The organism is Bartonella sp. SL317, from assembly GCF_059687655.1.
In genome coordinates this window covers 1,908,576-1,928,461 of sequence record NZ_CM185144.1, presented here as the reverse complement: position 1 = coordinate 1,928,461, position 19,886 = coordinate 1,908,576, and the positions used below count along the sequence as shown (strand labels likewise).

The following is a 19,886-nucleotide window of genomic DNA, read 5'->3' as shown; positions in this document are numbered from 1 at the left end:
AATAATAAGGGCATAAAACATAAATAGTCCAATAATATAAGTGTATTTTAAATTTCAGCTTATGCATTACAGAACATGTATACTAAAGAGTTTATTTCACTCATTTATGTGCTTGTTTTAAAGTGACATTTAATACTTAAACTCATTTAGCAATAGCCCTCTCCCTTAATTGTATAAACGGAAAACTACTGAACTATTATTTTTATGTTTATAAATCTGAAAATCCGTACGCATTATAGTTGTTTTCTATCTTAATGTTTTGATCTCCTTATATTTTAGAGCGTTTCTAAGAAATATTTTGTTCCTTCATCGACTTTTACTCATACACAAGATTATTTTATAACATACCAATAATTTTAATTAATTAAGAGTAAATAAATTATTATGATATAACTTATGTTTTATAAATGAGTAATATAAAAATTATTTATATTAATACTTATATCTTAATAATATTTATTATTTGTATTATAATATATAAAAATTAATATTTTTATAGCTCATATTTAATTAAAAATAATCTATATATTATTATATATAATGTATAAAATATCAGAATTATATTACTTAAGCATATTTATAAATTATGCATATAATCATAATGTAATTTAAATTTTATTTAGTAGTATGAATAGCATAAAATATATTATTTATAATAAATTAAATAATAAAAAACAGTTTTATTTAATCAATAAATTTTAAAAAAGTTTTGTTGTTAAGCATAATATTAAAAATAAAATCATCTTAGGAACTGATTCGCAATACAATGGTTAATAAAGTGTTGTTTTTACTAAAGAGTGACAAGATGAAACTAAATAATTTTTTAAACTTAAGTATTTTTTTTATGATGATTATATGTGTCTCATTGATCGTCATTACTTCAATTAGTGAAGTTTTTCATCTTCCTTATTGTCAAACCTTTATCTACGACACTACTCAAAATATCACTAAAATTGGTCAGAATTCATTTACTGCTTCACAAGTTAAAAACTGTCTCATGCAAAATGGTTTTAAGAATATTAAACGATTGCGTTTAGATGACAAAGGAATCTGGCGTGCCTTAGTAAAGTTTAAAAAGTCCCATTTTCTTGTATCCGTTGACTACTCAGGCACAGTTAGCATTCAACATGAAAGAAAAAAATATGATTAATTTAAAAACTTACAGCAATATTTCTATTCATCGTTGTAAGGAATTTTTTTTCAAAAAGTGCTATCACTCTATTAAAGAGTTTGCTTTCATTGGCGGTTTAAACGGTAGCATATCAGGAGCAATCTCAGCAACTCTTGCTACTTATGGCTATATTGCTTTTCCAGGATTTGGTCCAGTTATCGCCATGGGTATCGGAATAGCACTTTCTGCCGGAATAATCATAGGAGCACTAATAGGATCAGGAATGGGGGGAGCTATCGGTATATGCTGTATTTTATGGGAAGTTTATATGAATCATAATCGTCCTTTCCCTTATAAATTTCACGATAAATAAAAAGTTTTCGTCATTTTTTCTATGAACAAAGCTTAAATTTATCCATAAATTATATATGCTGTTTTTTGATGAAATGTTCATCATATTATAAATAAAATCATCGCGCACCTATTAAATTTATAGGCTTAAGTTCTTATTATACCTCAAAAAATAATTTTTTTTGAAACGCATCTCTTGAAGAAAGATAAATGAGATATATTTACTATTTTGCAGATAAAAAAAGATATAATTTTTTATAATAAAAAATTATATTTTAAATTTTAACTTATTTACTTTTTATAATTAGTAATAATTTTTAATATTTTTTATATAAACTATTATTTTTATGTAAATTTAAGTTAAATAACTTATCTATATTTATATGTTATTTAATAAGGTATTTTGTGAAAAGAATAATACTATTATTTTTAGCTTTTACAGCATTTTTAAATTATAAAAACTCTGCATTAGCACTATCAACAAAAGTAAATATTTATAAACTAGAAGATAATAATTCAAAAAAGTTTATTGGTAGCATTCAAATTGAAGAAAACACACATGGTTTGGTTTTCATTCCTCATTTGTCTACCTTACCAGAAGGGATGCATGGTTTTCATATACATGAAAATCCTTCATGTAATACAAAAGATGACATAATTGGTGGAAGCGCAGGTGGACATTATGATCCTGAACATACCGGAAAACATCTAGGACCTTATAATATCAATGGTCATCTTGGTGATTTACCAGCACTTTATGTTGATAAGCATGGGAATGCCACGATGAGCGTTCTTGCTCCACGACTGAAAAAAATCTCTGAAATTACAGAGCGCTCATTAATAATTCATTTAGGAGGAGATAATCAATCAGATAAACCATTACCGCTTGGTGGAGGTGGTGCACGCATAGCGTGCGGTATTATTGGAAAATAAAGAGAGTATTGTGATAAACTATGATAGTATATACTCTCTTTAGCATAAGATGTAATAGAAATTTATTTCAAGAATTAATAATTTTATAAAATTGATATTTCTTTTTGAATGTTTAATATGGATAATAAAGCGCTTAACAATAATCAAGACGAACAACAATCGGAACTGAGAAGATACAAATATAAATTCTACGTAATAAAGCCTCTCAATATGAGCAAGAAATTTTACTCACCTTCGCTTGAGACATACACGAAAAATTTTATTGTTTTAATATCAATATAAAATAGCTTGAAACGATTGAATATTACAATATTCTAACCTCTAAGATACATTAAAGAAGACTGAATATTATTATAAATTAATATAATAAGGCAAATAAAACAGTGAGAGTAATTTTTTATTACTCTGAAAAAGAGCTTTTAAGCAAATAGTGTCTTTTAAATACCTTTCATGAACCCATATGATCCCAATCAGATGAACGTATCTCACCAGTTTGATAAAATTGACGAATGAGCTTAACATAATGAAGAAAGTCTCTATTTTCCTCCACTAATCTATTAGCAGTATCCCAATCAATATCAGTCCGTTCTTTAGCTGGAATTATAATTTCACTCTCAGAAGCATTTTCCTCGTCGAGTCTTATAAATCCAATTCCATGCAAACTTGAAAGCATCCGCAACTCTTTTAATGTATCAACACCTTCAATTTCACTCGCAACTAAATAACCAAAATTAGCCCATGAAGAATTGCTAACTGTTTGAAAAAATGCTTTTCGTAAATTTGAACGATTGATGAGAACTTTAACTTCAAAAGACCAAAGCTTCGTCTTTTTATCAAAATATTGCAAAACGCAATCTTTGATTTCACGATTCCATTCTTTACTTAAATCTTGTATCCCGACGAGGTCCGGATAAAGCCATTTGTTTCCGCCCGAACCATGTTTATTGTGAGAACATTTCTCATTAATGCGCTTGCTGTAAACGGCAAGCTCTGACCATAAAAATTTAGATAATAACGGATAAAGATCTTGTTCTTTAACAGAACCATCTTTTGTTCTACTCTCTGTATTATCCTCTACGGCATCAATTTCAGCGTTATCTGTTTGTTTTGTAAAATAATATTGCCGTGGTCGTCCTTCTGTGGTTTTTATTTCTGGATAACGCCTTTGTAACTGAGGTCGCTTAGATCCTATTTCAGCGACAATTTGCTGAATAAGAGCTGTATCGTTCTTAAGGGGCATGATCGTTGCCGTTGAACGCTTTTGTTTTTGGCGGCATTTTTCTGGGTAATTTTCAAATATCCATTGAGCAATTTCTCGAGCCGTAAATTTTTTTGACGGGTTTTTCTTTAAAAAATTAAAAACAGTGTTTGTTAAATTCAAAGTCATATATAAAATCTCCCCCTTTTATCCTCTGGATATTCCATTGTATTTAAATGTTTTAGAGTTAAGAATAATAACCTGTTGATTTTTAAAAAAAACATAATATTGCATAATTCTTTTATATATTTTTTCTTTTATTTTCGTGTATTCAGAAAAAAATAATAATTTTATAATTTAAGCAATCCCCAATATTTTTAAATTAATGGTGCAATAGCGCACAAAATTAAAAATAATATTTAAACACTTTATTGAGCCTCACATCCATCAATAAAAAACTTATTTGTTTTAAACGTTATGAACTCTCAAGTATAGATTCTGAAATGGTAAACTCTGCGCATAAACCTTCAAAACTCCTATTTGCTTGAATAACATCATGAGGGATAAGCACATAATGCCATTTTTTACAGCCATAAGTAGCCGCATAGCGCGTTGCATGATAACACCATTGAACTGCTGCTTCTTTCTTTTTTAAAATAATAGAATTTTGCATTTCTGAGGCTTTTTTGGGTTCACAAAGATATTTTGCCTCTTTCGTTTCTACAATAAAATCCGGTTCATAGGTTGAGCCTTTATCATATTCTATTCTAAAAAATCCCCGAGCAGGTTTCATCCATTTCAATACTTGTGCATCATCCTCTAATATCTGAGCAAATCGTAATTCCCCTTCTACTGAATCAAACTTTTGCAAAGGGTAACAGCATTTTCTAAAACCGCTGAATACAAGTTTTTTAATATCGCTTTTAATGGCAGGAATACTGCGAAAATCAACAGGCGATGTTCCTTGCGGCAACACATAATGGATAGGTGTTAAAGTTGTAAAACCTCGTGTCACTTTAACTTCATAATCTTTTTCTGTTTCCCATTGATGTTTTCTTAATTGTGCAACAATAAAATTATTAAGTTTATGCTGATAGTGAATTAATACGTTCTCAACAGCCGCATCATTGGGTAAATAAGATCGGAAATGCTCGACCATCTGGACAGCTAATTTTCGTAATAACAGTGTATGGCTATCATAATCGATAAAGTCATTATCAATTAAGCCACGAATGATATAATTTTCAAGATGAGGCTCTTTGATATATTCATTCTTAGAGCTAAGAAAAATACTTTTATGTGTGCGCAATTCTCGAATTAAAAGCTCTTGACTAACAGGTTGCAAATTTAAGCTTTCTAGATTTTCCAAATCAAAATCAGAAAAACCATAAGTAACCTCACGCGAAGGAATGAGTACAATATTGGGAATATCTATGATCAATTTTGGTAATTGTTTTGTTAGAGTTTTAACCACTTTTGATACGAGAGCCTTTTGTGCTAACGGCATAGCACTCATAATTTGATTGCTTATTTTTTCTTGTATCGACTCAGAACAAAGCATTTGAGAACTTGGTAAATTATCATTCTCTTCGATAACATCCCACGCGATAGCAGCAATTTCTTGCTCCTCAGACGTTAATATAGGGAAATCTGTATTACGTGAGATGATATTTTGTAAATCAGATGCTCCATTTATATTAGAGTGACCCGTTACCACCGTTTGCATCAATAAAGCTTCTGCTTGACTTGGAACCATCACTATATCTGTCTTTTCAGAGGGTATATCCCCACCTACTCCAACTTCAATATGCTTCTTTATAATTGAGTTTGGATCGTTTGCACGATCAATAATATCTTGAAAACGATCATGTGCAATGATTGTTAAACGATCAATAGCTTCTACACCCGTCCTACATCCATAAGGCAAACGCAATCCACGCCCAATGGTTTGCTCAGTTAAAATTTCTGACACCGATGCACGTAATGGTACAATCGTATAGAGATTAGTAACATCCCACCCCTCCTTTAATTTATTAACGTGAATAACAATTTCTGTTGACTCATGAGGAGCCTCAATCGCAATGAGCTTTTGAATATTTTGATCTTCTTCTATATTGGATTTCTTTGTATGAATCTCTAAGATTTTTCCTTTATAAACCCCCGCAAAAAAATCATCTGATTCTAATAAATCACGCAATTTCTGTGCATGATTTGTATCTTGAGCAACCACTAAAATAAAAGGCTTAACAAACTTTTTATTATAATCTTTGGCATAAGCCATTAAGTCTTCTTTCACATTTTCATGGGCATGAATAGCATCTTGTAATTTAATATATTCTAATTGTTCAGGGGTATAATTTTGAGGTTGAAAGTCTTTACGTGTCGCAACCGCAGGCTCTTTTACAAAACCATCCCTCATTGCTTCTGCAAGTGAGTAACTATAAACAACATTTTTAAAATCTACAGGTTTTACCCCTATTGTTTTGGGCGTTGCTGTAAGCTCTATTCCTAATACAGGCTTTAACTCATTAATTGCCGCAGCTCCAGCAGAAGCACGATAACGATGTGCCTCGTCCATTAATAAAATTAAATCAGGAAGATTGGCGAGATAATCAAAATAACTTTCACCTATTGTCTCTTGTAAGCGTTTAATCCGTGGAGTACTCGACTTTAGTGCACCTTTTTTATTATCCGTTGTATTTATTTTAGAAATATTAAAAATATTGATAAAAGCTGTATCTCTATTTTCAAACAAACGCGTTTGCCCGTGAAAGTTCTGTTTATCGGCGCGAATACCTTTACCACTTTCATAATCTTCACCGGTAATGATCACGGGTCTATTGGCAATAAATTCACTCATGCCACTGAAAACATACTTTGAACTTTGGGGGCTAAAATCCTGTTTTAATTTTTTATAAATCGTCAAATTCGGCGCTAAAATAAAAAAATGACGACTACGACCTGTCAAATAAAGATAGCTGATAAAAGCACCCATAAGTCGCGTTTTTCCAACGCCTGTTGCTAAAGCAAAACAAAAAGAAGGAAAGTTTCTTTCAAAGTCTTGTACAGAAGGATAAAGATTTTTTACCAATTCTAATTCTGCAACCAAATCAGCATTTTTAGAAAGCTCTAACTTTTCTAAAATGTTTACCAAAATATTTAAAGTTCACGTTGAGGATCACGCAAGGATAGACGAGCAGAAATCCTTTTTTCAACAGTGTTCATGAGAGACTCCGCTTTTTATATATTATCCAAATAAATCTAATTCTGCTTGCGTATCATCTTTATCTTTGTTGTTTTCCTTTACCTCAATCATTGGTTCAAGATTGGCAATATTTAAACTGTAATCATCCCTTCCCCATTCACATTTTTCTAATATTGCACGGGGGATTTTAGTCAGTGTCAGATTCTCAAAGGATGCTGATTTTGTATCAAAGGCTGTACAACAAATCAGCAATGTGCGATGAGAACCAACCTCTTCGCTTATAATACGCAGTTGTTCATGGGTCATAGCACTTGTTGTTACATAAATATAATCTGTTTCCGTGGAATATCCTTGCATCCAATAGTGATTTTCATCCGGCGCATAGGTAAATCCCATATGTTTACACATCGCTTTTGAAAGCATTGCCGCATTATATTCGCGACTAATAATCCATTGCCCCCATGGATCTTTTTGCAACAGAGAAGGTGCAAGACGATAGTAACGAAATCCACCACCACCTTGCCAATTGACACTTTTGGAAATTCCCCCTTGATCGATTCCATCAATCACTTGTTTTAAACGAGGGATAATATGGGTGTGACAATGATCACCAAGTTCGATCATAATCCACTTGCGGCCCATTTTATGAGCAACGGCACCGGTCGTACCAGAACCTGCAAAAGAATCTAAGACAAGATCACCGAGATTGGTGGCAAGTTGAATAATACGTTCCATGAGACGCTCAGGTTTGGGAGTTGTAAAGACACTCTCAGAATTAAAGGCTCTGACTTCTCTTTTAGCATCTTGATTGTGTCCTACTTCCGTATAGGGCCAAATCGTCATGGAAACCATAGCATTTTTACTTCTGATAAAAAACGCTTTAGCGAAGGAACGTTGTTTCCTGTTGGACCAAACCAAATGCGATCATCTTTTAATAATTCAGAAAACTTTTTTTCACTCATAGCCCAACTTCTGCCATGAGGGGGAATCACTTTGCGACCAGAAGGTGTGATGATTTCATAAATATCCTTAAGAGTTACCCTTTTTACGGATAAATCTCCGGATTTCCAAGGACCCCGAGGATCATTATCAGGATTTTTATAGCGGGCATCCATATCGCTTGAACGAGGAAGCAATTGAGGACGCCAAATCGTTTTGTCTTTAGCATAAACCATTATAAAATCATGGTTATCGGAAAGCCATTTTGCATCATTTTGTGGGGCATATTTCTTTTGCCAAATAATATTGTTGATGAAATTTTTTCTACCAAAAATTTCATCCATCATCACTTTCAGATAGGCTTGTTCATCATCATCAATCGATATCCAAATACTTCCATCATCCGCAAGCAAATGATGTAACAATTCTAACCTATCTCTCATAAGACTGAGCCATATGGAGTGCTCCAAGCCATCTTCATAATGTTCAAAGGCATTGCCGGTATTATAAGGTGGATCGATATAGATACATTTTATTTTCCCCGTATATTCTTGCTCAAGCGCCTTGAGTGCGAGCAAATTATCACCAAAAATAAGTTTATTATCAAAAATATCTTGAGATGATATTTGATGCGAAGCATGATAAGATTTTTCAACATCTTCTAATAAGATACGAGGTTCCAGTTTGGGGCGTTTTTCTTTTCCAATCCAGTTAAGTTCTAATTTTTGTTTATTATAATGCATGTGATCGTTTTTAAATCTAACTGTTTGTGAAAAATAACGTATCCACAAACAGTATTGTTAGTACCATCCAACAGCAATTTGTGCTTCTTCTGACATACACTCAGGGGTCCATGGTGGATCAAAAGTCATAGTGACTTCAACATGCGAAACCCCTTCAACGGCACTGACAGCATTTTCTACCCATCCTGGCATTTCACCGGCAACAGGACAGCCCGGTGCTGTAAGAGTCATTTCAATTTTTACTGAACGATCATCTTCGATATCAATACGATAAATAAGTCCTAGCTCATAAATATCAGCAGGAATCTCTGGATCATAAACTGTCTTAAGAGCAGCAATAATATCATTCGTCATACGATCAATTTCGTCTGCGGGAATTGCTGATATGTAAGAGTTTTTATTTTCGCTTACAGTTTCAGCAGCTTCTGTAGAATGACGCTCTTCTATTAACTCACCCATTAAAAAATGTCCTTGTTTCTTTTAATGCTTCGACGAATTGGTCTATATCTTCTTGAGTATTATACATGGCTAATGACGCACGACAAATAGATGTTAAACCAAAGCGCTGTAATAAAGGCTGGGCACAATGCGTTCCCGCACGTATTGCAACCCCTTTTCTATCAATAAACATAGCGATATCATGGGCGTGAATACCTTCAATTGCAAACGATATAATAGCGCCTTTATTGGGAGAGTGACCATAAATACGCAATGATTCAATCGTTTTCAGTTTTTCATGCGCATAAGCTGAAAGAGACATTTCATGGGCATGAATTGTACTGCGACCTTTCTCTTGTATATAGTCAATAGCCGCAGCTAATCCAATAGCTTCAACAATAGGAGGCGTTCCTGCTTCAAAACGATAAGGAGGAGCATTATAAAGAACCTTATCGGTTGTTACCTCCTCGATCATTTCCCCTCCCCCTTGAAAAGGACGCATTTCTTCTAACCGGTGTTCCTTACCATAAAGAACACCTATACCGGTGGGACCATAAAGCTTATGTCCTGTAAAAACATACCAATCACAATCGAGATCTTGCACATCAACAGTTAAATGTATGGCTCCTTGAGAACCATCAACAAGAACAGGAATAGAATTTTGATGGGCTCGCTTAATCATCTCCTTAACAGGAGGCACAGTGCCTAATATATTGGACATATGGGTTATAGCAACAAGGCGGGTTTTTTCACTTAAAGCCTTTTGGAAATCTTCAATGTGCAGAATACCGTTTTCATCAACGGGCACAAAAATAAGTTTTACACCTTTTTGTTCACGCAGAAAATGCCAAGGAATAATATTTGCATGATGTTCCATGATCGTTAGAACAACTTCATCACCTTCCTTGAGTTTGGGCATTGCCCAACCATAAGCAACCGTATTAATTGCTTCTGTTGCATTTTTCGTAAAAACAATTTCCTCAGCTTTTTGAGCATTCAGAAAAACACGAACAGTTTCACGAGCATTTTCATACAATTGTGTTGCTGTATTAGCTAAAAAATACATTCCTCTATGCACATTAGCATAACTATAGTGATAATAATGATTCATTGCATTGAGGACTGATTGTGGTTTTTGAGCAGAAGCACCACTATCAAGATATGCTAATCGCTTTCCATAAACTTGATGGTGTAAAATAGGAAAATCACGTCGAATTTCGTCGACATTATAATTGCATGTTTGTACGTCATTTTCCATTTTTTCTCTCTTAAACATTTTTTTCAAGCCATTGACCAATAATATTCTCCAAAACAGTTTGGATATTATCTTGTTTGATGTCATCAATGAGCTCAGCAATAAATCCTTTAATCAAAAGAGCACGAGCCGTTTTAAAAGGGATACCGCGCGCCATAAGATAAAATAGATAATCGTGATTAATATTAGCAACCGTCGCCCCGTGACCACAGGCAACATCATCAGCAAAAATCTCCAGCTCAGGCTTTGCATTAAATTCAGCATCATCTGAAAGAATAAGGCTGTTACAGGCCATGCGTGCATCAGTTTTTTGCGCTTTTTGAGCAACACGTATGATGCCTTGGAAAACACCAACAGCCTTATCTGTAACCACATTGCGTATAATTTCAGTTGAAGTTGATTTTTCTTCCACGTGACGAACGGTCATGGTAAGATCACTATGTGTTTGTCCTGATAATAAATTGATAACACGCAATTGAAAATCAGATTCCTCCCCCTGTAATTCAATATCGACTTCCTGACGATTGAGTTGGCTTCCTATGTTAATGACATAAAGTGCTAACTTCGCTCCTCGAGCAAGAACAGCACGCAATCGACCAAATTGCGTCGAATTAAAACCACGATTGCGAATGAGAATCCACGTAACCTCACTATGAGCGGCAATGTCTAATGAAAATACTGAACTGACAAAAGTATCTTGATCATTGCCAACTTGATGTTCAATAAACATAACTTGACTATTTTTATCAACTTTTATGTCTGAAAAAGTATGAGATTGTCCTCCCATTTGTATATTTTGTAATTCAATAGGTATATTTAGCTTTGTATTTTCCGGAATGTTAAAAAGCCAACCATCTGTAACAAAAGCTGTATTCAATTGCCCAATAAAATCTTCATCAGAAATGTTTTGATCAATCTTTACAGAATTATCTTCTAATGCATCTGAAAGGCATTTTATTGTAATCTCATCTACCTTTGACTGTGTTGCTACTTTTCCATTATTTAAGGAAAAAACAGCGCTTTTTGAAAGTAAGGCGTCAATTGATTGATTATCTTGATCTTTTGAAAAATTACTCACAGATTTCAGTAACGTGCGCAGATTGGTATAATGCCAATTTTCGATTTTACGGGAAGGAAGCCGTGCCGCTTGAAACTTCTCAAGAGCCCTCTTGCGAATTTCATATACGACTTTATCACCCAGTAAGTCATTGATATACTGATTGAAATTACTAATAATATTTTTTTCAACCGGTAAAAGTTCTTGCTGTACCTTCATAATACCCTCAAACCGCTTCCCTGATAAGATCAGCATAGCCATTTTGTTCTAAATAAAGCGCTAAGGATTTGTCTCCGCTTTTGATAATTCGTCCTTTATGGAGGACATGTACCGTATCAGGAATAATATAATTAAGTAGCCGTTGATAATGGGTAATCACCAAAAATGAACGGTTTGAATCTTTAAGTTTATTAACACCATCTGCAACAATTTTTAATGCATCAATATCTAAACCAGAATCCGTTTCATCTAAAATGCAAAGTTTAGGTTCAAGAAGTGCCATTTGTAAAATTTCAGCGCGTTTTTTTTCTCCCCCTGAAAAGCCTACATTTAATGGACGTTTTAGCATGTCCATATCTATTTCAAGCTTAGCTGAGACCTCTTTAACATATTTTATAAATTCAGGAATTTTAAGCTCTTCATCACCACGTGCTTTGCGCTGAGAATTCATCGCGACTTTTAAAAATTCCATTGTTGCTACCCCTGGTATTTCCATGGGATATTGAAATGCAAGAAAAATACCATATGCCGCACGTTCTGCTGGATCCATTTCTAAAAGTGATTGTCCTTTATAGAGAATATCCCCTTGTGTTATTTCATAATCATCACGACCAGCAAGCAAATAAGACAAAGTTGATTTTCCGGCACCATTCTGCCCCATGATCGCGGCAACTTCTCCATCTTGAACCGTCAGGTTTAAACCACGAATAACTTCTGTATCCGTCCCTGCGATACGGGCGTGCAAATTTTTTATCTCTAACATCATTAAATCCTGTTCTCGCTGTAAGTCTTGTTCTGGCTGTTTTTTCAGATATCAATGCGTATTTTTCTTTAGCATACAGCTTCTTTTGGTCATCACCATAGAAGTTACTTTTTTACATTATTTTCTACTGTTACAGCCTTTTTGCATCAAGTCTTCTACTTATCTCATTAAATAAAATCATCCAACACTCCCCTCAAGGCTAATACCGATAAGCTTTTGCGCTTCAACAGCAAATTCCATGGGAAGTTTTTGAATAACTTCTTTTACAAAACCATTGACAATTAATGCAATGGCTTCTTCTTCGGGAATGCCTCTCTGCATAACATAAAAAAGTTGGTCATCAGAAATTTTTGATGTTGTGGCTTCATGTTCAAACTGAGCTGTTGCATTTTTTGCTTCAATATAAGGAACTGTATGCGCCCCACAATCATTGCCGATTAACAAACTATCACATTGTGTAAAGTTACGCGCATTTTGTGCTTTTCGATGGGCTGAAACTTGTCCCCGATAAGTATTATTTGAAAAACCCGCCGAAATGCCTTTGGAAATAATACGACTGGAAGTATTTTTCCCTAAATGAATCATTTTTGTACCAGAATCAATTTGTTGGTAACCATTTGCAACAGCAATAGAATAAAATTCTCCACGCGCATTATCACCGCGAAGTAAACAGGATGGATATTTCCAAGTAATCGCGGAACCAGTCTCAACTTGTGTCCATGAAATTTTGGAGTTATCACCTCGACAATCTCCACGCTTCGTCACAAAGTTATAAATACCGCCCTTTCCATCTTTATCGCCAGGGTACCAGTTTTGTACTGTAGAATATTTAATCTCTGCATTTTCAAGAGCAATAAGCTCAACAACAGCAGCATGAAGTTGATTTTCATCACGTTGGGGGGCTGTACACCCTTCAAGATAAGAAACATAGGAATCTTCAGCAGCAATAATTAATGTTCGCTCAAATTGCCCTGTATTGCGTTCATTAATCCTAAAATAAGTTGAAAGCTCCATAGGACAACGAACCCCTTTGGGAATATAAACAAATGAACCATCTGTAAAAACAGCTGCATTTAAAGCTGCATAATAATTATCTCCCGCTGGTACAACGGTTCCCAAATATTTTTTAATAAGCTCAGGATGTTCAATAATCGCCTCTGAAATAGAGCAAAAAATTACACCTGCACGTGCCAACTCCTTTTTAAAGGTTGTCACAACAGAAACAGAATCAAAAACCGCATCAACAGCCACCTGCCCCGATACCGACATGCTGTCATCAAATGTAGAGGGATCAGACTGTTTTCTTACCCCTGCCAAAATCTCTTGTTCTTTAAGGGGAATGCCAAGTTTTTCGTATGTTGCTAATAATTCAGGATCTACTTCGTCCAAAGATTTGGGTCCTGTATGATTTTTCGGAGCTGCGTAATAATAAAGCTCCTGAAAGTCAATTTTAGGATATTCAAGACGTGCCCAATGAGGCTCTTGCATTGTCAACCAACGGCGATAAGCTTGTAGGCGCCATGTTAGCATCCATTCAGGCTCATGTTTTTTAGCAGAAATAAATCTGATAATATCTTCATTCAAACCTTTGGGCGCTTTATCCGTTTTAATTTTCGTTTCAAAGCCATATTTATATTGGTCAACATCTATTTCACGGACTTGGCGTATCGTTTCTTGTACTGCCGGCATAAAATTTCTCCATTTTTGGGCATCAAAAACCGGTAACTTAAAAGTCTTGTTTTTTTCAAGAGTAAAGTTAAGCAAGTTATTTCTTAAGGCTATAGGTAAAGTGCGAAAATTTCAATCAAAGTTATTTGATTTTTAAAATAATTCTAATTTTTATAATTTTCTCATGATGAGTTTTATCCTTTTTTCTTGCTGATCATTTGAGAAAAAAACAATAGAAAGTCGTCAATATCTTCAGAAGTTGTGTTACGCCCTATTGAAATGCGAATGGCACCATTTGGTACATGATATCCCATTGCTTCCAAAACTTTGCTTTGTTTTACTTTTCCCGAAGAACAAGCAGAACCAGCTGATACAGAAAAACCTTCTAAATCAAAAGCAATTTGCATCGTTTCAGCTTTGATATTTTCTATAGTAAAGTAAGTTGTATTTAGTAAACGCTGAGCTCTTTTGCCAAAAATTTTAATATTTGGACTTATTTTTTGGAGTCCATCTTCTAATTTATTACGCAAATATACTAACTGTTTTATCTCTTCTTGGCTATAACTGTCAACCATTGCTGCTCCAAAAGCAGCAATAAGAGGCAATGCTTCTGTTCCTCCACGTAAACCTTTTTCTTGTCCCCCTCCGATAATAAGAGGGGATGGCATGAGAAGATGACCACATGAAACAAAAGCACCCACTCCCTTAGGACCGCCAACTTTATGTGCAGACAGTATAAAAAAGTCTCCTCCTAGCTGGTTAATATCAACAAAATTTTTATCCACATATTGTGTCAAATCAACAATAAGAGTACCTCCTAAATCCCGAACAATCGCAGCTATTTCTTTTAATGGTTGAATAACACCCGTTTCACTATTTGCAGCTTGAATAGCAACAAGAGGTAAACCTTTGGTCTTATCGTGATCCCTTAAGAGTGATGTTAATTTATCTTGTTGAATAAGCCCATCTTGATCAACAGTAATAATACTTATTAACTCTTTTGGAAAACGCCCTCCTTCTGCAACAGAAGGGTGTTCAGTTGCTCCAAGGTAAAGATGAGAAAACTGAACCTTTGCCTTCCCCATCGTGTAAAAGGGTGTTAACAAAGTCATTGCTGCTTCACTCGCACCAGAAGTAAAGACAACATTATCTGGATTTGTTTTAAGACTTTCAGCAATTTGTCGGCGCGCCTTTTGCAATAAAATTTTAGCAGCACGCCCTTCCTTATGAACCGATGAAGGATTACCAAATATCTCTAAAGATTCCAGTAACGCCATCCGCGCTACTTTTTTGAGCGGTGTTGTGGCATTATAATCAAAATATCGACGTTTTATATCCATTTTACATCGGCCATTATTATCTTCTGAATGGATGAAAAAATAATGCAATTTGCTTGAAAAGTGCATTAAAAAAAGAATATCTAATGATTATTTAAGAGATTCTATGGTAAAAGTCGACCAAGGTCAATGAGAGCCTTTTATAGCATTTAAGGAGCCTTTTATGCCAGAAATTATTTTTAACGGTCCCGCGGGGCGGCTCGAAGGGCGTTATCAACCTTCACAAGAAAAAAATGCCCCCATTGCGATCATTTTGCATCCTCATCCCCAATTTGGTGGAACAATGAATCACAAAATTGTCTATGATCTCTTTTATATGTTCCAGCAACGTGGCTTTACAACTTTACGTTTTAACTTTCGTGGTATTGGCCGCAGTCAAGGTGAATTTGATTATGGAATAGGGGAACTTTCAGATGCTGCTGCAGCTCTCGATTGGGTGCAAACACAACATCCAGACTCTAAAAATTGTTGGGTAGCAGGATATTCATTTGGCGCATGGATTGGTATGCAGCTTTTAATGCGCAGACCGGAAATTGAGGGATTTATCTCTGTTGCCCCTCAGCCGAATGTTTATGATTTTTCATTTCTTGCACCTTGTCCCTCCTCTGGGCTTATCATTCATGGTGGTATCGATAAAGTTGCCCCCCAAAGGATGTTCAAATACTTGTCGATAAATTGAAAACACAAAAAGGTATCGTCATTACACAAGAAATACTGGAAGAAGCTAATCACTTTTTTAGTGGATGTCATGAAAAACTTATTGAACGATGTGCCCACTATTTAGATAGCCATATCACCAATGAACTTATCGCCCCTCCTCCGGAAATACTTTCACTCACTTAGAAAAACACGAGAGAGTGATAAAAAACGCAAAGCTTATTTCTAGATATAAAGAAGTAACTTATTTTTTAGACTGTCTTTTCGGCTTTCCTTAAATTTTGTTTCATAATATAAAGTGAGGATAAACAAATACCTTTTTATTATTGGATCATCTCTTTGTTTAGCCTAAAAGAAGGATCATCTATCTTATTTCTTCATGACCAATATATCTCGCTCTCTTGTGAGATTTGTGTCATTTATGGTAGATAAGGGATTAATGATCCATTATATAATCATCTATTATATACAATAAATTCACCCTATTAATGAGGAAATTTAATCTGTGTTTGCCTTTAAATCTGATTTTTTACACATTATGAGCGAGCGTGGTTTTATCCACCAAATTTCGGATGAAAAAGGCTTAGATGATCTTTTTTTAAAAGAAACTGTAAGCGCTTATACTGGATTTGATCCAACAGCATCAAGCTTACATGCTGGAAGCCTTCTTCAGATTATGATGCTTTATTGGCTCCAAAAAACGGGTCATCGCCCCATTGCTTTGATGGGCGGAGGAACAGGATTGATCGGTGACCCTTCCTTCAAAGATGAAGCACGACGGCTTCTAACACAAGAGGATATTGCAACCAATATTGAGGGTATTAAAAAGGTATTTTCTAACTATTTAACCTTCGGTGATCGAGAAACCGATGCTTGTATTGTGAATAATGCTGAATGGTTATGCAATTTAAACTATTTAGAATTCCTGCGTGATGTAGGAAAATGTTTTTCTGTCAACCGTATGTTGTCATTTGATTCTGTTAAACTCAGACTTGAGCGTGAGCATTCTTTGTCCTTCTTAGAGTTTAATTATATGATTTTGCAAGCTTATGATTTTGTTGAACTTTATAAACGTTATGGCTTGCGTATGCAAATGGGGGGATCTGATCAATGGGGAAACATTATTAACGGGATCGAATTAGGGCATCGTTTAGGAGCACCACAATTATATGCATTAACATCACCATTGCTGACGACCTCTTCCGGTGCCAAAATGGGTAAATCATTGAATGGTGCTGTATGGCTGAATGCTGATATGCTTTCTCCTTATCAATTTTGGCAATATTGGCGCAATACAGAAGATGCGGATGTTACACGATTTCTAAAGCTTTATACGACATTGCCAATGGATGAGATTCTCAGACTTTCTTCATTACAAGGGACTGAAATTAACGAAGCCAAAAAAATTCTTGCAACAGAGATTACAGCCATGTTGCATGGACGCGCTCTTGCTGAGGCAGCTGCAGAAACTGCCCGCAAAACCTTTGAAGAAAAAACACTTGGAGAAAATCTTCCAACCGTTGAAATGAACGCAACAGAATTAAAAACAGGGGTTGGATTGCTCTCTCTTCTAGTCAAAGCAGGACTTGCAAAATCCAACAGCGAAGCGCGCCGTCATATTCAAGGTGGAGGCATACGTGTTAATGATCAAATTATAAAGGATGAAACACACCTTGTTATTGAAAATGATATTACGACAAAAGGCATCATTAAACTTTCTTTTGGTAAGAAAAAACATGTATTGATCAAACCACTATAATCTATGAATATCTCATTCATTCCATAGATTTTTATCCATGATAACGATGTTTTGTGCGCTTTTCTCTCGCATTTTTCATTTATTTTTTATGACAGAATAATTTTTGTATGATCGCGAAAAAGCTTTGAAATAATTTTATTTTAGAGAGTTGAAACTTTGTGCCTTCTCTGTATGCTAGTCATTGTTTTTTTCACTCAAAAAGAAAGATAAGAAAATGACAAAATCAATGAAAGGGACTCTTGCTCCCAATTTTAATTTGCCACGTGATGGAGGAGAGACAGTTTGTCTTTCTGACTTTAAAGGCAAACCAGTTGTTTTATATTTTTATCCTAAAGATGACACCAGTGGCTGCACAACTGAAGCACTCGATTTCACACAATTAAAGATGAAATTTGATGAAATTGGTGTCACTGTTATTGGCATTTCTCCAGATAATGTAAAAAAACATGATAAATTTAAAATCAAACATGGGCTTGATGTCATCCTTGTTTCCGACGAAGAAAAAACAACCCTTGAAGCTTATGGTGTTTGGGTAGAAAAAAGCATGTATGGACGCAAATATATGGGTGTTGAACGGAGCACTTTTTTAATTGATGAAAATGGAAAAATAGCAGAAGAATGGCGCAAGGTCAGCGTATCTGGACACGCTGAAAATGTTTTAGCTGCTGCAACTCTTTTACATCGTAATAATGACTTGTAAGCTGAGTATTTAACTTACTTTTAAAAGAAAAAGTCATTCTCTCCAATTTGTTTTATTTTTCCAACAAATTCAATTTTTACAATATATCGTGATGTCGTGATTTATACAGATAACTGATTAGTTATCATTTAAATTAGTTCCCTGAATTGTTAAAATTCTCCCCTTTCAAATCCTTTTTTATCTTGAATTAATCAAAATAAATTCACTGGTACATCATAAGCAGAATTAGCTTGTAAGAAAAAACTTGAAAAAAAAGAACAGAAAAATGTCTTTTTGAACCTCTCCAAGTATAAAGACTTATCTGTACCTCACGATATCAATAAAAAAATAGCTTAAAAAGTAAATCTGCACAGCTTGAAAGAGAGACTAATGAATATCCTCAACTTCTTTGTCTTTTCCATAAATACGTTGAGAAAGTGCGGCCTCTATAAATGCATCTAAGTTCCCATTAAGAACAGATTGTGGATCAGTATTTTCAACGCCTGTACGCAAATCTTTTACAAGTTGATAAGGTTGAAGAACATAAGATCTAATTTGATGTCCCCATCCGATTTCTGTTTTAGAAGATTCAACAGCATTGGTTTCTTCTTCTCTTTTTTTGAGCTCTTCTTCATAAAGACGTGCCCGTAACATCGACCAAGCCGTAGCACGATTTTTATGCTGAGAACGCTCAGTTTGACATTGAACAACAATACCCGTTTTTATATGTGTGATACGAACAGCAGAATCTGTCGTATTGACATGTTGCCCTCCTGCTCCAGATGCACGATATGTATCAATACGCACATCTGCTTCTGAAACATCAACTTCAATATTGTCATCAATAACTGGATAAACCCAAATGCTCGCAAAAGAAGTATGACGCTTTGCATTCGAATCAAAGGGAGAAATTCGTACCAAGCGATGAACACCTGATTCTGTTTTCAACAATCCATAAGCATTATGCCCCTTTACAAGAATAGTCGCTGATTTTATTCCCGCTTCTTCCCCATCATGAATTTCTAATAGCTCAACTTTCATTTCATGCTGTTCAGCCCAGCGCATATACATACGCAAGAGCATAGAAGCCCAATCTTGGCTTTCTGTTCCCCCTGCCCCAGCATGAATTTCTAAATAGGTATCATTGGGATCGGCCTCTCCTGAAAGAAGCACATCAATTTGCCTTTTATCGATTTCACTTTTAAGATTACGTATTGAATTTTCCGCATCAGCAATAACTTCAACATCACTTTCTTCTTCACCCATCGCAATGAGCTCTATGCATTCTTCAAGTGTTTTTGTAAATGATAAAAGACCATTGATTGAATCATCAAGACGCTGACGCTCACGCATCATATCCTGTGCTCGTTGCGCATCATCCCAAAGTGTAGGATCTTCTGCTTTTTGATTAAGATATTCAAGACGCTTTAATGATTGATCCCAGTCAAAGATGCCCCCTTAGCAATTGAATTGCTTTTTGAATTTCATCAACTAATGTTTCTATTTCTGCTCGCATAATTCAACACCGTATTTTTTACACTCTTTCTGATTACATCTCTTAATATTTTATACAA

General features: G+C 34.8%; 14 protein-coding genes and 2 pseudogenes. 6 read left to right on the top strand and 10 right to left on the bottom strand.

What is annotated here, in order from left to right; translation table 11 throughout:
- Positions 1-805: 805 nt before the first annotated feature.
- The 3 genes from AC6ER9_RS08025 to sodC all read left to right on the top strand — a co-directional run bounded on the left by AC6ER9_RS08025 (position 806) and on the right by sodC (position 2,395).
- Complete coding sequence (locus tag AC6ER9_RS08025; protein ID WP_497074212.1) at positions 806-1,150, top strand: hypothetical protein; 345 nt, start codon at positions 806-808, stop codon at positions 1,148-1,150.
- Positions 1,128-1,484 carry a hypothetical protein gene (locus tag AC6ER9_RS08020; RefSeq protein WP_497074211.1) on the top strand — a complete coding sequence of 119 codons (357 nt, stop codon included), beginning with the start codon at positions 1,128-1,130 and terminating at the stop codon, positions 1,482-1,484. Before AC6ER9_RS08025 ends, AC6ER9_RS08020 begins: the two co-directional genes overlap by 23 nt.
- 383 nt (positions 1,485-1,867) lie before the next feature.
- Complete coding sequence (sodC, locus tag AC6ER9_RS08015) at positions 1,868-2,395, top strand: superoxide dismutase [Cu-Zn] SodC (RefSeq protein ID WP_497074210.1); 528 nt, start codon at positions 1,868-1,870, stop codon at positions 2,393-2,395.
- A 448-nt stretch (positions 2,396-2,843) separates the two neighbouring features.
- On the opposite strand, the gene AC6ER9_RS08010 is transcribed toward sodC, so the two are convergent.
- From AC6ER9_RS08010 to AC6ER9_RS07970, 9 genes and pseudogenes are all read right to left on the bottom strand, one after another.
- The gene (locus AC6ER9_RS08010) at positions 2,844-3,782 is read right to left on the bottom strand and encodes a COG2958 family protein (protein ID WP_497074209.1); all 939 of its coding nucleotides are present in this window, start codon (positions 3,780-3,782) and stop codon (positions 2,844-2,846) included.
- 286 nt (positions 3,783-4,068) lie between these two features.
- Positions 4,069-6,747, bottom strand: a complete 2,679-nt coding sequence (locus AC6ER9_RS08005; RefSeq protein ID WP_497074208.1) for a DEAD/DEAH box helicase — start codon at positions 6,745-6,747, stop codon at positions 4,069-4,071.
- Between the two features lie 93 nt (positions 6,748-6,840).
- Positions 6,841-8,480 (bottom strand): annotated as a pseudogene (locus AC6ER9_RS08000) (site-specific DNA-methyltransferase).
- A gap of 57 nt (positions 8,481-8,537) precedes the next feature.
- Positions 8,538-8,939 carry an SUF system Fe-S cluster assembly protein gene (locus AC6ER9_RS07995; RefSeq protein ID WP_497074207.1) on the bottom strand — a complete coding sequence of 134 codons (402 nt, stop codon included), beginning with the start codon at positions 8,937-8,939 and terminating at the stop codon, positions 8,538-8,540.
- Complete coding sequence (locus AC6ER9_RS07990) at positions 8,932-10,176, bottom strand: cysteine desulfurase (protein WP_497074206.1); 1,245 nt, start codon at positions 10,174-10,176, stop codon at positions 8,932-8,934. Before AC6ER9_RS07990 ends, AC6ER9_RS07995 begins: the two co-directional genes overlap by 8 nt.
- 10 nt (positions 10,177-10,186) lie before the next feature.
- Positions 10,187-11,449 carry a Fe-S cluster assembly protein SufD gene (gene sufD, locus AC6ER9_RS07985; protein ID WP_497074205.1) on the bottom strand — a complete coding sequence of 421 codons (1,263 nt, stop codon included), beginning with the start codon at positions 11,447-11,449 and terminating at the stop codon, positions 10,187-10,189.
- Between the two features lie 7 nt (positions 11,450-11,456).
- Positions 11,457-12,212 carry a Fe-S cluster assembly ATPase SufC gene (gene sufC, locus AC6ER9_RS07980; protein ID WP_497075326.1) on the bottom strand — a complete coding sequence of 252 codons (756 nt, stop codon included), beginning with the start codon at positions 12,210-12,212 and terminating at the stop codon, positions 11,457-11,459.
- Positions 12,213-12,389: 177 nt separating this feature from the next.
- Complete coding sequence (gene sufB, locus AC6ER9_RS07975) at positions 12,390-13,901, bottom strand: Fe-S cluster assembly protein SufB (RefSeq protein ID WP_497074204.1); 1,512 nt, start codon at positions 13,899-13,901, stop codon at positions 12,390-12,392.
- Positions 13,902-14,074: 173 nt separating this feature from the next.
- Positions 14,075-15,220, bottom strand: a complete 1,146-nt coding sequence (locus AC6ER9_RS07970) for a cysteine desulfurase family protein (RefSeq protein WP_497074203.1) — start codon at positions 15,218-15,220, stop codon at positions 14,075-14,077.
- 160 nt (positions 15,221-15,380) lie between these two features.
- Between AC6ER9_RS07970 and AC6ER9_RS07965 the strand changes: the two are divergent.
- From AC6ER9_RS07965 to AC6ER9_RS07955, 3 genes and pseudogenes are all read left to right on the top strand, one after another.
- Positions 15,381-16,060, top strand: a pseudogene (locus tag AC6ER9_RS07965) (alpha/beta hydrolase).
- 319 nt (positions 16,061-16,379) lie between these two features.
- On the top strand, positions 16,380-17,633 hold the full coding sequence (gene tyrS, locus AC6ER9_RS07960; RefSeq protein WP_497074202.1) for a tyrosine--tRNA ligase: 1,254 nt from the start codon (positions 16,380-16,382) through the stop codon (positions 17,631-17,633).
- Positions 17,634-17,847: 214 nt separating this feature from the next.
- Entirely contained in the window at positions 17,848-18,333 is a 486-nt protein-coding gene (locus AC6ER9_RS07955) for a peroxiredoxin (RefSeq protein ID WP_497074201.1), read from the top strand.
- 366 nt (positions 18,334-18,699) lie between these two features.
- On the opposite strand, the gene prfB is transcribed toward AC6ER9_RS07955, so the two are convergent.
- A protein-coding gene (gene prfB / locus AC6ER9_RS07950; RefSeq protein ID WP_497074200.1) for a peptide chain release factor 2 occupies positions 18,700-19,828 on the bottom strand; the annotation gives its coding sequence in 2 pieces (ribosomal slippage) (positions 18,700-19,758 and positions 19,760-19,828; 1,128 coding nt in all).
- Positions 19,829-19,886: the final 58 nt, after the last annotated feature.

Bases quoted from the DNA above. Each gene is read 5' to 3' on its own strand.
- sufC (WP_497075326.1), bottom strand. From the start codon at position 12,212: ATGTTAGAGATAAAAAATTTGCACGCCCGTATCGCAGGGACGGATACA.
- AC6ER9_RS08020 (WP_497074211.1), top strand. From the start codon at position 1,128: ATGAAAGAAAAAAATATGATTAATTTAAAAACTTACAGCAATATTTCT.
- AC6ER9_RS08025 (WP_497074212.1), top strand. From the start codon at position 806: ATGAAACTAAATAATTTTTTAAACTTAAGTATTTTTTTTATGATGATT.
- AC6ER9_RS07995 (WP_497074207.1), bottom strand. From the start codon at position 8,939: ATGGGTGAGTTAATAGAAGAGCGTCATTCTACAGAAGCTGCTGAAACT.
- AC6ER9_RS08010 (WP_497074209.1), bottom strand. From the start codon at position 3,782: ATGACTTTGAATTTAACAAACACTGTTTTTAATTTTTTAAAGAAAAAC.
- sufB (WP_497074204.1), bottom strand. From the start codon at position 13,901: ATGCCGGCAGTACAAGAAACGATACGCCAAGTCCGTGAAATAGATGTT.
- sufD (WP_497074205.1), bottom strand. From the start codon at position 11,449: ATGAAGGTACAGCAAGAACTTTTACCGGTTGAAAAAAATATTATTAGT.
- AC6ER9_RS07970 (WP_497074203.1), bottom strand. From the start codon at position 15,220: ATGGATATAAAACGTCGATATTTTGATTATAATGCCACAACACCGCTC.
- AC6ER9_RS07955 (WP_497074201.1), top strand. From the start codon at position 17,848: ATGACAAAATCAATGAAAGGGACTCTTGCTCCCAATTTTAATTTGCCA.
- AC6ER9_RS07990 (WP_497074206.1), bottom strand. From the start codon at position 10,176: ATGGAAAATGACGTACAAACATGCAATTATAATGTCGACGAAATTCGA.